The 12,991-nt window shown below is 38.0% G+C and carries 12 protein-coding genes and 1 riboswitch; of the genes, 1 reads left to right on the top strand and 11 read right to left on the bottom strand.

What is annotated here, in order from left to right; all coding sequences use genetic code 11:
• Positions 1–56: 56 nt before the first annotated feature.
• From dtd to ESU54_RS09780, 4 genes are read right to left on the bottom strand one after another with little or no spacing between them, the layout of a single operon-like run.
• Positions 57–509 carry a D-aminoacyl-tRNA deacylase gene (dtd, locus tag ESU54_RS09795; RefSeq protein WP_111844275.1) on the bottom strand — a complete coding sequence of 151 codons (453 nt, stop codon included), beginning with the start codon at positions 507–509 and terminating at the stop codon, positions 57–59.
• 5 nt (positions 510–514) lie between these two features.
• Positions 515–1,465 (bottom strand): ribosome small subunit-dependent GTPase A, encoded by a 951-nt coding sequence (gene rsgA, locus ESU54_RS09790; protein ID WP_111844276.1) that lies wholly within the window; start codon positions 1,463–1,465, stop codon positions 515–517.
• 21 nt (positions 1,466–1,486) lie between these two features.
• Positions 1,487–2,569, bottom strand: coding sequence for a bifunctional 3-deoxy-7-phosphoheptulonate synthase/chorismate mutase type II (locus ESU54_RS09785; protein ID WP_111844277.1), 1,083 nt, complete (start codon positions 2,567–2,569; stop codon positions 1,487–1,489).
• Positions 2,559–3,431 (bottom strand): prephenate dehydratase, encoded by an 873-nt coding sequence (locus ESU54_RS09780; protein WP_146848115.1) that lies wholly within the window; start codon positions 3,429–3,431, stop codon positions 2,559–2,561. Before ESU54_RS09780 ends, ESU54_RS09785 begins: the two co-directional genes overlap by 11 nt.
• 242 nt (positions 3,432–3,673) lie before the next feature.
• Here ESU54_RS09780 and gldA point away from each other — a divergent pair, with 242 nt between their 5' ends.
• Positions 3,674–4,573 (top strand): gliding motility-associated ABC transporter ATP-binding subunit GldA, encoded by a 900-nt coding sequence (gene gldA / locus ESU54_RS09775; RefSeq protein WP_111844279.1) that lies wholly within the window; start codon positions 3,674–3,676, stop codon positions 4,571–4,573.
• On the opposite strand, the gene ESU54_RS09770 is transcribed toward gldA, so the two are convergent.
• The 7 genes from ESU54_RS09770 to ESU54_RS09740 all read right to left on the bottom strand — a co-directional run bounded on the left by ESU54_RS09770 (position 4,560) and on the right by ESU54_RS09740 (position 12,963).
• The gene (locus tag ESU54_RS09770) at positions 4,560–5,372 is read right to left on the bottom strand and encodes a head GIN domain-containing protein (protein WP_111844280.1); all 813 of its coding nucleotides are present in this window, start codon (positions 5,370–5,372) and stop codon (positions 4,560–4,562) included. The two genes, gldA and ESU54_RS09770, sit on opposite strands and share 14 nt — an antisense overlap.
• 18 nt (positions 5,373–5,390) lie before the next feature.
• The gene (locus ESU54_RS09765) at positions 5,391–6,500 is read right to left on the bottom strand and encodes an acyloxyacyl hydrolase (protein WP_111844281.1); all 1,110 of its coding nucleotides are present in this window, start codon (positions 6,498–6,500) and stop codon (positions 5,391–5,393) included.
• A 70-nt stretch (positions 6,501–6,570) separates the two neighbouring features.
• Positions 6,571–7,527 (bottom strand): methylenetetrahydrofolate reductase [NAD(P)H], encoded by a 957-nt coding sequence (gene metF / locus ESU54_RS09760; protein ID WP_111844282.1) that lies wholly within the window; start codon positions 7,525–7,527, stop codon positions 6,571–6,573.
• Positions 7,528–10,230, bottom strand: a complete 2,703-nt coding sequence (gene metH / locus ESU54_RS09755; protein ID WP_111844283.1) for a methionine synthase — start codon at positions 10,228–10,230, stop codon at positions 7,528–7,530.
• Positions 10,231–11,172 carry a threonine ammonia-lyase gene (locus tag ESU54_RS09750; RefSeq protein ID WP_111844284.1) on the bottom strand — a complete coding sequence of 314 codons (942 nt, stop codon included), beginning with the start codon at positions 11,170–11,172 and terminating at the stop codon, positions 10,231–10,233. It abuts the gene before it with no gap.
• The gene (locus tag ESU54_RS09745; RefSeq protein WP_111844285.1) at positions 11,169–12,182 is read right to left on the bottom strand and encodes a homocysteine S-methyltransferase family protein; all 1,014 of its coding nucleotides are present in this window, start codon (positions 12,180–12,182) and stop codon (positions 11,169–11,171) included. Before ESU54_RS09745 ends, ESU54_RS09750 begins: the two co-directional genes overlap by 4 nt.
• Before the next feature lie 193 nt (positions 12,183–12,375).
• Positions 12,376–12,487, bottom strand: a riboswitch (SAM riboswitch).
• A 56-nt stretch (positions 12,488–12,543) separates the two neighbouring features.
• Complete coding sequence (locus tag ESU54_RS09740; RefSeq protein ID WP_111844286.1) at positions 12,544–12,963, bottom strand: OsmC family protein; 420 nt, start codon at positions 12,961–12,963, stop codon at positions 12,544–12,546.
• Positions 12,964–12,991: the final 28 nt, after the last annotated feature.

The raw sequence follows: 12,991 nt of genomic DNA, 5'->3' as shown, positions 1-12,991 counted from the left end.
TATTATAAAACGGCAATATATAAAATTCCTGAAAGGTTAAGGAAAGGTTAAAGAGATTATTCTCTTCTTTTTGAATCAATCCAAATTGTAACAGGACCATCATTGACCAAAGCCACATCCATCATGGCTCCGAAACTTCCGGTTTGTACTTTTTTATTTGTTTCTTTTTCAAGCTGAAGTACGAATTTTTCATAAAGCGGAATAGCAATTTCGGGCTTTGCGGCATTTATGAATGAAGGACGGTTTCCTTTTTTAGTATTTGCGTGAAGCGTGAACTGGCTTACAACCAAACAGTCGCCGTTTATATCTTGGACAGAAAGATTCATTGCATCATTTTCATCTGAAAAAATCCTTAAACGAGTAATTTTTCCTGCTAACCAGTCAATGTCTTCTTGAGTATCTTCGGTTTCAATTCCCAATAAAATGAGTAGACCCTGATTTATTTCTGAAAACAATTTTCCATCAATGGTCACGGATGCTTTTTTTACTCTTTGGATTAAAACGCGCACTGAAATTATTTTTCGTTATAAATATCTTTCCTAAAGTGATCTTCCTCGCCTTCTAAAATCTGCAAATAACTTTTGTAGCGGGGCCACGCTATTTCTTCGTTTTCCAATGCTTCTTTAACTGCGCAATGCGGTTCTTCCAAATGAAGACAATTGTTGAACTTGCAGTTTTCCTTCAGCTCAAAAAACTCGGGAAAATAATCACCCAGTTCTTCTTTGTCAATTTCAACCACTCCGAAACCTTTTATTCCGGGTGTGTCTATTATTTGTCCGCCAAAAGAAAGATCAAACATTTCAGCAAAAGTCGTGGTGTGTTGGCCCTGTAAATGCTGATCTGAGATTTTTGAGGTTTTTAAACTCAGACCAGGTTCAATTGCGTTTATCAAAGTAGATTTTCCTACACCGCTATGACCGGAAAACATGGTTACTTTATCCTGCATCAAAGCTTTCACTTTATCGATGTTTTTCCCCGAGATTGCTGAAATCCCAATACACTCGTACCCTATCTTTCTATAAAGAGCAGCGAGAAATTTTATCTCGAGCAGCTCGTCCTCATTGTAGGTGTCAATTTTGTTGAAAAGAAGTACTGCTTTTATGTGATATGCTTCCGCAGTAACCAAAAACCGATCTATAAAAGTTGTGAAAGTGGGTGGATTGTTCAACGTTATCAATAAAAAAGCGATATCAACATTCGCTGCAATAATGTGGGTTTGTTTAGAAAGGTTTACGGATTTCCGGATAATGTAGTTTTCACGTTCATCAATATGTTTAATAACTCCAACTGTTTCATCCCCCTTTTTTTCAACATCAAAATCTACGTGATCACCCACCGCAACAGGATTCGTGCTTTTTATTCCCTCCATACGAAACTTGCCTTTTATACGGCAATCGTAAAAAGTGCCGTTTTCGGCTTTCACGGTGTACCAGCTACCTGTAGATTTATAGACAATGCCTTTCATATCGCAAAGTTGCAAAACTTTTTAATTATTCATAACCTTTTTCTGATGATTGATAGACTCTTGGTGAATAGCTTTAAAAATTCGTAAAATAAATTCCTCGCTCAGCTTGTTTTCCTCCCCTTCCAAAATCATTTTTCCTAAAATTTCGTTCCACCGTTTTGTTTGAAGGATTGCAACGTTGTTCTTGTTTTTCAACATACCAATATCATCGGCAATTTTCATACGTTTCCCCAAAGATTCTATCAATTGGTGGTCCAACACATCAATCTTTGTACGCAACGTATTCAGCTTATTTTTGAACTCTACTTCATCTCCTTCCTGTTTCCTAATCTTTAAATCTACTGTTATTTGATCCAAGGTTTTGGGTGTTATCTGCTGTTCAGCATCGCTCCAAGCGTTGTCAGGATCGAAATGAGTTTCAACCATTAAACCGTCATAATTGAGGTCCAATGCGGTTTGGCAAAGGTCAAAAATAATGTCCCTGCGGCCTGCAATGTGTGAAGGATCCAAAATAAGTGGCAAATCTGGAAATTTGTTTTGAAGATCAATCGGTATTTGCCATTCGGGATTGTTGCGATAGCGCGTTTTTTCATAAGTTGAAAATCCACGGTGGATTACGCCCAGGTTTTTCACATCACTTTCATAAAAACGTTCCACAGCGCCCAACCAAAGTGCCAAATCTGGATTTACTGGATTTTTTATTAAAACAATTTTATCCGTTCCTTTTAAGGCATCGGCGATTTCCTGAACAATAAATGGTGAAACCGTCGTGCGAGCCCCAACCCAAAGAATATCCACATCATGTTTCAATGCCAAATCTACGTGATTGGCATTTGCTACTTCGGTTGCGGTCATCAATCCAGTTTCTTGTTTCGCTTTTTGCAGCCATTTCAATCCCAAAGCGCCCACGCCCTCAAAATTACCAGGACGGGTTCTAGGTTTCCAAATTCCTGCACGTAAGACGGTGGCGTCTGTTTCTTTCAATTGATGGGCAATTTTCAGAACTTGCTCCTCGGTCTCTGCGCTGCAAGGACCGGCAATTACAATCGGGTGGGCTAGTTCCATTTTATTTAGCCAATTGCGAAGATTTTTATTATTTTCCATTTAAAATTGCATTTGAAAATTCAACTTCGGCGTGTGATACATCTTGTTTATATACGCCCAATATATTTAATTCTTTAACCGTTTTTTTTAGCATTTCCATTACTTCAAAAAAGAAATTTTCATCCTCAAAAACCACATCTACAAAAAAAGCATACTGCCAAGGTTTTCCAACAATGGGAAAAGATTGTATTTTGGTCAGGTTTATATTAAATGTTGTCAAAAGATTCAGCACATTCCCCAAACTTCCCACATTGTGTTCGAGTACAAATTTAAGGGAAGCTTTATCGGTCTGTTGAATTGTTTGCTTTTCTTTTTTGCCCAAAAGTACGAAGCGCGTATGGTTTTCCTTTATATCTTGAATATTACTATCCAAAATTTTAAGTCCGAACCTTTCGGCAACCTGCTTTCCAGCAATGGCTGCGACACCCCTTAGATTTTGGTCTTTAATTTTTTTTGCTTCGGAAGCAGTGTCTTTTCCTTCAATAACTTTGAATTGGGGTGGAAATTTTTGTAAATAATCTCTGCATTGAAGCAAGGCCACAGGATGTGAATGTATTTCCTTTATGTCGTGAATGGATTCACTTTCCAACGCCATCACGTACATTTGAATGTCTAAAATTGTTTCGGCCAAGATTTCAAAATTGCCAGTATCTATCAATCCGTAATTGGGCAAAATAGAACCCACAATCGTGTTTTCAATGGCTATTACGCCGTAGTCTGCTATTGCTTTGCTAACAGCATTGGTTACTTTTTCAAACGAATCACACATTAAAAGTGTTATTTCTTCATTCGGAAAAATTTTTTCGACGGCTTGGTGGTGAAACGAACTTTCAATTCCCTGCATTACTACTTTTAAGCTCATATTTTTTAAAATTAGGTTAAAAAAAAAGTCCTGGAAAAATTTCCAGGACTTTAAATGTTTTATGGTTCGATTAACTATACAACAATCCTGGTTCTATTTTTAAAATAGAAAAACCAAAAATTGTTGAAAGTAAAAACTGTGTTCATTGTTCTTTAATAGATTGCTAAAGTAATGAATTCTTAAAAACGGAAAAGACTTTTTTCAGTTTTTTATTTGCTTAACTTTGTTCAACTTTTTAATATATGTCCATACAAGTAGAAAATATCAGTAAAACCTACGGCGAACAAAAAGCGCTTAACAAGGTTTCATTCTCCATTGAAAAAGGTGAAATAGTTGGTTTTTTAGGCCCGAATGGTGCCGGAAAATCTACGATGATGAAGATTTTGACCACTTTTATTCCCGCTTCGCAAGGAGTTGCCATTGTGAATGGTTTTGAAGTGAACAAAGACGATATTGCAGTGAAAAAAAGTGTGGGCTATCTGCCGGAGCACAATCCACTTTATTTAGATATGTATGTTCGGGAGTATTTGCTTTTCAATGCTGGAATATACAATATTCCAAAAAGTGAAGTTGAAAATGTTATTGAAAAAACAGGTTTAATGCCTGAAGCCAACAAGAAAATTGGTCAGCTTTCCAAAGGGTATCGCCAGCGTGTTGGGCTTGCAAATGCTTTGCTTCACAATCCCGAAGTTTTGATTCTCGATGAGCCAACAACTGGTTTAGATCCAAACCAGTTGATTGAAATCCGGCAACTCATTAAAAATGTTGGGAAGGAAAAAACAGTGCTGCTTTCCACTCATATTATGCAAGAAGTTGAAGCCATTTGTGATCGCGTAATTATTATAAATAAAGGCGAAATTGTTCTTGATAAAAAGCTTTCAGAACTAAAAAATAGCAAGCAACAAATTATTGAAGTAGAGTTTGATTATCGTGTTGAAGAAGTGGCGTTGCAAAAACTTCCGAAGATTGAAAAGATTGAAAACTCGGTGGGTTTTGTTTATCAGCTATATTTTGAAACTGAGCAAGATATGCGCGGAAAGGTTTTCGATTTTGCTCACGACAATGGTTTAAAAATACTTCAGTTGCACCAAAAAAATACAACATTAGAAAAGTTGTTTTCTGAATTAACTATTCAAAAATAAGTTTGCCGCGATATAATTCTTCAACCTCAACAACTGGAGGTCTTGTTTTTGAAATTACATTACCTAAGCTCACTATTTTCCCTCGGATTTTTTGTTGTGGATTAACAACAATATCTCCAGTGCTTCTATGGAAAACATATAAATTCTGAACAATTAAATCTTCAGAGTAAATTCTGCAATCACTAGCATACAGACCGAAACTTGCACTATTGACAGTTCCACTTAAATAGAATTTTGAAAGGCCGTTAGCAACAATATTCAAACTTTGAGCTTCCAGTTCCATTTTAAAATCGCCGTCAGTATGGTATTCGTCTTCGTTTAGTTGATCTTCAGACAGAAGCGTTAAGGATGGATACCGAAGCACCCCAATACTTTCAACAGCAAGCCCTGTACTACTCCTAATCTCGGTAATATTCGGAGAAGTTATATACACTTTTGTCAACCCGTAATCCCGAACCAAATTGCATCCATTATTATTGTGAATTTCAAGTTTTCCATCAGTAACAGAAACTTCAATATCGCTCATTAAATTTTCACCAGTTTCCACAACAACTTTTTGTTCTTCACCTTGTTTAACAAAAAGTTTGATACGCTCCCAAACCAGGATTTTTGTAAAAGGCTGCACAGTGAATTCTGTTTCAACAATATTACCAGCCTTTTGTGTACAGTCCCAACCTGAGTCTGAATCGCATCCTGCAAAAAGAAACAAGACCGCTGCGCTGAAAGAACCTAGAACAAAGGTTGTTCGGAACAACTTCAAAGTCCTTTTGCAAAATTCGATATTTATATTGTTACTCATTTTTTCCTTTATTTTGAATCACAATCGATACCCTACACCAAATTCTACGGCTTCTGCCTTGGCCCAATGCGCATGAACGGTTACCGAAGCGAATATTTTATCATCAAAGAAATAACGCTTCAACCCCAAACGATTATAAACGCGGTTTTCAAAATCATAAGGCCAATAAACATAATAGCCAACCTGTGAAACAAACGCTATTCTATTAAAACGCCACTCATGACCTATAAACAGACCAACGCGCTTGTAATCTTCATCGCCAGAAAGACCATCTTCAGGATAGGCAATGGAGCGATAGGTGATTAATTCCTTCAAAAAAGCGGAAAAGAAAACATCTACCCCGGCCGTAAATGTGCTTTTGTAATTAATGCGTTTATCTACAAAAAAAGACAATTCGTAAAATGGCTCTTGACCGAGGCCAACAACATCACTTTCGTTTAAGCCAGTTCTAAAAGCAATGTTGTATTTAAACCTTTCGGCGTGAGTTTTGCTCAGCGAATCTTCTTTATGGATATATTCTGGAAATTCTTTGTAATCCAATTGATAGCTTACGCCAGCATTCAGTAAAAAGGAATTTGTACTGTTGTTTGGTGCTTTAAAATTGGCGTTACTATAATGAATCACTGTAAACCCCGCGTGAACACCAAGTCCCTTCCATATATTTTCACGCACATAATTTCCTTTTAAAAGAGTAGTACTTAAAAGTTGGGTGCCATATGCGTTATTATTATAGTTAGACTCTGTATCAAAAGGGTTTCCTGAATAGGCAATTCCCTGCGCTATCCTAACCATAAGATTTCTGTTTAAAAAATACCAGTTAAAGTGTCCGTAAGCACCTACCACATTTCCTAAATACTCGTTGTGCAAGTTCTGATAAGCAACTGTAAAACCCCAATCGGGATAATTATAACGGCGCTCCCATTCATTAAAACCGTAGGTTTTTCTATTAAATGAAAAAATAAAGCCAGTAGGGTGACCCGATATTAAATGTTCAATATCTGGATTGTGCTCCAAAACACTTCCGTAGAAAAAATCTGCTTCTAGCGAAACGGGCTTCAATTCTTTTTCCTGCGAAAAAAGCGGAAAGCTTAAAAGTATAGCTGTGAATACGGAAAGAAAGTACTTCATATTTTTTTCAACGCCGGCAAAGATAAACTAATCTTTAAATAATGAAGAAATGCAGATATATTCTTTTATGCTAAAATACCTGCGAAGCAATTTCCCTTATATTACTGCTTTTTCCCATAGAATAATAATGAAGAAAAGGCACGCCAGCTTTTACAAGTTCCTGACTTTGCTTAACGCACCAGTCAATCCCAATCTGCCTAACGGCTTTGTTATCCTTCGCTTTCACAATTTCCATTACTAATGCGTCGGGCAAATCCACTTTAAATCTATGCGGAATTAAATTGAGATGAGACTTTACCGCTATTGGTTTCAAACCTGGTATAATGGGAACAGTTATTCCTTCCGCCCTACACTTTTTTTCAAATTGAAAGAATTTATCATTGTCAAAAAACATCTGCGTAACAATGTATTGCGCCCCATTTTTTATTTTCTTTTTCAGAAAATGGATATCGCTTTCGCTGCTCGGAGCTTCCATATGTTTTTCTGAATAGCCAGCAACACCCACACAAAAATCTGTTGGAAATGTATTTTGAAGTTCATCGTCCAAATAAGTTCCTTTGTTCAAAGCATTTATTTGAGAAACGAGGTCGCAAGCGTATTTATGGCCGTTCTTTTCTGGTGTAAAATAGGTTTCGCTTTTCACAGCATCTCCGCGAAGCGCCATCACATTGTCAATTCCTAAAAACTGAAGGTCTATCAAAAAATTCTCGGTTTCTTCCTTTGTAAATCCACCGCAAAGTATATGGGGAACTGCATCCACTTGATAACGGTTTTGAATTGCCGCACAAATACCAACTGTTCCTGGGCGTTTGCGAACGATTTTTTTTTCAATTAAACCATCCTTTAATTCCTTAAAAACATATTCTTCCCTATGATAGGTAACGTTTATGTAAGGTGGCTCAAACTCCATCAAGGGATCAATATTATTGAAAATGGAATGTATGTTTTCCCCCTTCAAAGGCGGTAAAATCTCGAATGAAAACTGGGTCTTTCCGTTTCCGTTTTTTATGTGTTCTGTTACTTTCATCTAATCTGCAAGGTTTGTTTTTAGCCAATTTGTGGCTTCTTCTATATCCATATTTTTCCGCTTTGCGAAATCTTCAATTTGGTCTTCCTTAATTTTTCCGAGCCCAAAATAGCGCGCTTGTGGATTTGCAAAATAATATCCCGAAACAGATGAAGCCGGCCACATTGCTAAACTTTCGGTGAGTTCAACGCCTATGTTTTCTTTCACTTTTAAAATTTCCCAAATTGTAAGTTTTTCCAAGTGATCCGGACAGGCGGGATAGCCAGGCGCTGGACGAATTCCTTTGTATTTTTCTGAAATTAGATCTTCATTGGAAAGTTTTTCTTCGGAAGCATAGCCCCAATATTCTGTCCGCACTTTTTTGTGTAGATATTCCGCAAATGCTTCTGCCAATCGGTCTGAAAGGGCTTTTACCATTATGGAATTATAATCGTCGTGCTCCTTTTCATATTTTGAAGCTAATTGTTGCGTACCAAAACCCGTACTCACGCAGAAACAACCAATATAATCTTGGATTTCGCTTTCTTTTGGTGCTATGAAATCTGCCAATGCTATATTTGGTTTTCCTTCTGCTTTTTTGGATTGTTGGCGGAGGGTTCTAAAAATGGGATTTGGAATTTGGGATTTGGAATTTGGAACCTTCGATAAAATATCGTCATCATTAATTGTATTTGCCTCAAAAATTCCGAAAACAGCTCTCGCATTCAATAGTTTTTCGGAAATTATTTTTTGAAGCATTTTTTTTGCGTCCTCAAATAATTCAGAAGCTTGTTCACCAATAATTTCATCTTTCAAAATATCGGGATATCTTCCGTGAAGTTCCCAACTTCTGAAAAACGGCGTCCAATCTATATAATACACTAATAGATTTAAATCGAAATCCTTTATAACCTGAACTCCAAGTTGTTTCGGTTTAACTATTTCTGAAGTATTCCAATCAATTTGAAACCTGTTCCTCCGTGCTTCAGAAAGAGATAAATAGGTTTTTACACGTTGGCGTTTCAGGAAATCTTTTCTGAAAGTATCGTAATCTCTTTTCAAATTCTCTTTATATGAACCTCCAGTTTCCCTTTTCAGTAAATCGCCAACTACTGTTACCGCGCGGGATGCATCATTTATGTGTACAACAGCACATTCATATTCGGGATCTATTTTTACAGCTGTGTGTGCTTTGCTTGTCGTTGCACCACCAATCAATAATGGAACTTTAAAATTTTGTCGCTGCATTTCTTTCGCCAAAAAGACCATTTCGTCCAAGGACGGTGTTATCAAACCGCTCAAACCAATGGCATCAACATTCTCTTCTTTCGCTACGGCGATTATTTTTTCTGGCGGGACCATCACTCCCAAGTCGATTATTTCATAATTATTGCACGCCAAGACAACACCAACAATATTTTTTCCAATGTCGTGAACATCGCCTTTTACGGTAGCCATTAAAACTTTTCCAGCGTTTTTTGAATCCCCAGCTTGAGGGTTTTTCAATTTTTCTTCCTCAATATACGGAAGTAGATACGCGACCGCTTTTTTCATAACCCGAGCGCTTTTCACAACTTGCGGTAAGAACATTTTTCCACTCCCGAAAAGGTCGCCAACCACGTTCATTCCAATCATTAAATTGCCTTCAATTACTTCAATTGGCTTATCGGCTTTTTGTCGTGCTTCTTCAATATCTTCTAAAATAAATTCATCAATTCCTTTTACTAATGCTCTGGTAATGCGGCTTTGTAAAGGTTCTTCACGCCAAGACAAATCAATTTTACTTTCTTTTGATTTTCCGATGACGGTTTCTGCAAAATCCAGTAATCGCTCCGTAGCATCTTCGCGACGATCGAACATTACATCTTCCACTCGATCCAATAGATCCTTTGGAATATCATCGTACACCTCGAGCATAGCTGGATTTACGATACCCATATTCATTCCTGCCTGAATGGCGTGGTACAAAAACACCGAATGCATTGCTTCGCGAACAGGATCATTCCCTCTAAAACTGAAAGAAACATTGCTAACACCGCCGCTCACACTCACGTGCGGTAAATTTTCACGAACCCATCGCGTAGCTTCTATAAAATCGATTGCATTTTTTCGATGCTCATCCATTCCAGTTGCTACTGGGAAAATATTTAAATCGAAAATGATATCCTCTGGAGCGAATTTTACTTGATTCACCAAAATATCATAAGATCGACTGGCGATTTCTATTCTTCGATCATAATTATCGGCTTGTCCAGTTTCATCAAAAGCCATCACAATTACCGCGGCGCCGTAACGCTTTATTAATTTTGCGTGGTGGATAAATTCTGCTTCGCCTTCTTTTAAACTTATAGAATTCACAACGCATTTCCCTTGAACAACCTGCAATCCAGCTTCAATGATTTCCCATTTACTACTGTCAATCATAATTGGAACGCGGGAAATATCGGGTTCGGCAATCACGAGATTTAAAAATTTCACCATCGCTTCTTTGCCATCAATCAAACCATCGTCCATATTAATATCGATGATCTGTGCGCCGTTTTCAACTTGTTCTCTTGCTACGGTAAGGGCTTCTTCAAATTTCCTATCCTTTATCAACCGTAGAAATTTCTTTGAACCCGCCACATTGGTGCGTTCGCCCACGTTTATGAAATTGCTTTCGGGGGTAATAATAAGGGGTTCGAGACCACTTAGTTTTAGGTATTTTGGTTGGGTCTTTTCCATTTAAAAAGGAAGATTTGAAAGATCCACATTTCCGCCGGAAATAATTATTCCAACTTTTTTATTTTTAAATCGCTCTTTCTCCCGAAGCAAGGCTACAAATGCAACCGCACTGCTCGGTTCCACAATAATTTTCATTCGTTCCCAAATAATTTTCATTGCTGAAATAATTTTGGTTTCTTCAACCCTTATAATTTCTGAAACCAATTCTTTTATGATTGGAAAATTGACATCTCCAAGAAACGTTTTTAATCCGTCAGCAATAGTGTTTGTGGTTTCGTTGAATTCAATTTTTCCAGATTGAAGACTTCTATAAGCATCATCAACTTCAAAAGGTTCTCCGCCGATTGTTTTGCAATCAGTGCCGAAATATTTTACCGAAAGCGATGTGCCAGCAATCAAGCCGCCACCGCCCACGGGAGCAAAAACATACTCCAAATCGGAGTGCGATTGAAGCAATTCTGCAGCGGAAGTTGCATTCCCGAGGATAACATTTCTATCATTTGAAGGATGAATAAAAGTCGCGCCTGTTTCTTTTTGAATTCTTTCTGCTTCAGTTTCACGGGCTATTGGTGTTGATTCCGATTCTGTAATAATTCCGCCGTAACCTTTTACCGCTTCTTTTTTCACTTGCGGTGCATTTTCTGGCATTACGATGTATGCTTTTACACCCAAATTTTTCGCTGCCAAAGAAAGTGCCTGTGCAAAATTTCCAGAGGAATGCGTTACGACACCTGCTTTTCTTTGCTCTTCGGAAAGTTGAAGAATTGCATTGGTTGCGCCCCGCATTTTGAAAGCACCCATCTTTTGGAAATTCTCACATTTAAAGAAAATTTCAGCGCCGGAAAGTTCATTTAAATAGGTAGATTTCAATACTGGCGTATTGTGAACGTATGGTTTTATGCGCTTACACGCTTCTTCAACTTCTTGTTTTGTGGGAATCATACTGTACTATTTTCAGATTGAAAAACAGGTCGTGGTTTGTATTGGGAAGCGATTTCAGCAATTGCTTTGATGTGTTCGGGCGTGGTGCCGCAACAACCGCCGATTATATTTACCAATTGCTTGTCTAAATATTCTTTTACTTGCTCAGCCATTTGTGCGGGGCTTTCGTCATATTCCCCAAAAGCGTTTGGCAATCCGGCATTTGGATAGGCACTCACCGCAAGATTGGTGCGGCTTGCAATCACTTCAAGGTGAGGAGTGAGTTGTTTGGCGCCCAAAGCACAATTGAAACCTACACTTAACAGTGGAATATGCGAAATTGAAATTAAAAAAGCTTCAGCAGTTTGGCCAGAAAGCGTTCTGCCGGAAGCATCGGTTATTGTTCCGCTTATCATTATTGGAATTTCGAGATTTCGTTCTTCCTTTATTTCATCTATTGCAAAAAGTGCAGCTTTTGCGTTCAAAGTGTCAAAAATAGTTTCAACCAAAAGAAGATCTACGCCACCGTCTATCAATGCTTCTGCTTGTTGCTTGTATGCAACTCGCAATTGTTCAAAAGAAATGGCTCGAAATCCAGGATCATTCACATCGGGGCTCATACTTGCCGTTTTGTTTGTCGGGCCTATGGCTCCCGCTACAAAACGTGGCTTATGCGGTTCTTTTGCCGTGAATTCATCAGCAACTTTTTTAGCGATTTTGGCGGATTCGTAATTCAATTCGTAAACCAAATCCTGCATATCGTAATCTGCCATTGCGATTGTGGTGCTGGAAAATGTGTTGGTTTCAACAATATCAGCGCCTGCTGCAAAATATTTTGAATGGATTTCCGCAATTGCTTGTGGCTGGGTGATTGAAAGCAAATCGTTGTTTCCTTTTACCGATTTATGAAAATCCTTAAACCGTTCGGCACGAAAATCTTCTTCCGAAAATTTATAGCGCTGAAGCATCGTGCCCATTGCGCCATCGAGGATCAATATTCGGTTTTGAAGTGCTTGTTGTATTTTATTCATTTCTTGATTTTTGATTAAAGTTCAAATTTGCGTGAGGGATTACAGCGGAAATCCTTTTTAATTTGTCAGCGACCTTTCGACTGCGCTCAAGGTGACAAATTAAAAAGATTGCAGCGGAAAGCCCGACCCGTTTTTCGCGGGGCACGCCATAAAAAAAATTATATCAAGAAAAGGTGAAGGAAAAACCTGTTTTTTGTTATCTATTCCTGAATTTATTTCGGGATAGAATGTAGCACCTTCCCCGAAAGTTCGGGAGGTTGCTAAGGCGTCAAAGGGTCTAGTCCCTCGGCCTTTCTTGATAACTTTTAACTATGAATATGAACTTACACAAAGTAACACTATAAAAGTGTGACTGCAAAATTTACAGCGTTTTTCCGTTGAGAATTATACTGTAAGTAATTTTCACCGAAGCTTCCATGGTAATGGAAACCGAACAATATTTTTCAAAACTAAGTTGCGCCGCACGGATGGCTTTTGCCTCATCAATTTTGCCTTCCAAATACAGTTTTACGTGAATTGCCTCGAAAGGTTTCGCATCACGTACTTCCTTGCGCTGGCCTTCCACTTCCATTTTATAGGAAATGATTTCCTGCCGCTGTTTTTTCAAAATTGAAACCACATCAATTGCGCTGCAACCGCCAACGCCCATCAACAAAAGTTCCATCGGACTTGATCCTTTTGGTTGTTCATCAGTTTTATTATCGATTAAAACGGGCACACCGGAAGCACCTATTGCTTCAAAAAGATAGTTGTCGTTTATTCTGTTGATTTGTACTTTCATAAATTCAATTTTTGGTGAAGCTTAACCC

It is taken from the genome of Aequorivita antarctica (assembly GCF_007997155.1).
Lineage (GTDB): Bacteria > Bacteroidota > Bacteroidia > Flavobacteriales > Flavobacteriaceae > Aequorivita > Aequorivita antarctica.
Note: the sequence above shows the minus strand (reverse complement) of the source record. Positions and strands in the feature narration are given on the sequence as shown.

Excerpts from the sequence above, each read along its gene's own strand:
- gldA (WP_111844279.1), top strand. The coding sequence starts at position 3,674 with ATGTCCATACAAGTAGAAAATATCAGTAAAACCTACGGCGAACAAAAA.
- metF (WP_111844282.1), bottom strand. The coding sequence starts at position 7,527 with ATGAAAGTAACAGAACACATAAAAAACGGAAACGGAAAGACCCAGTTT.
- ESU54_RS09740 (WP_111844286.1), bottom strand. The coding sequence starts at position 12,963 with ATGAAAGTACAAATCAACAGAATAAACGACAACTATCTTTTTGAAGCA.
- ESU54_RS09770 (WP_111844280.1), bottom strand. The coding sequence starts at position 5,372 with ATGAGTAACAATATAAATATCGAATTTTGCAAAAGGACTTTGAAGTTG.
- rsgA (WP_111844276.1), bottom strand. The coding sequence starts at position 1,465 with ATGAAAGGCATTGTCTATAAATCTACAGGTAGCTGGTACACCGTGAAA.
- metH (WP_111844283.1), bottom strand. The coding sequence starts at position 10,230 with ATGGAAAAGACCCAACCAAAATACCTAAAACTAAGTGGTCTCGAACCC.
- ESU54_RS09745 (WP_111844285.1), bottom strand. The coding sequence starts at position 12,182 with ATGAATAAAATACAACAAGCACTTCAAAACCGAATATTGATCCTCGAT.
- ESU54_RS09785 (WP_111844277.1), bottom strand. The coding sequence starts at position 2,569 with ATGGAAAATAATAAAAATCTTCGCAATTGGCTAAATAAAATGGAACTA.
- ESU54_RS09765 (WP_111844281.1), bottom strand. The coding sequence starts at position 6,500 with ATGAAGTACTTTCTTTCCGTATTCACAGCTATACTTTTAAGCTTTCCG.
- ESU54_RS09750 (WP_111844284.1), bottom strand. The coding sequence starts at position 11,172 with ATGATTCCCACAAAACAAGAAGTTGAAGAAGCGTGTAAGCGCATAAAA.
- ESU54_RS09780 (WP_146848115.1), bottom strand. The coding sequence starts at position 3,431 with ATGAGCTTAAAAGTAGTAATGCAGGGAATTGAAAGTTCGTTTCACCAC.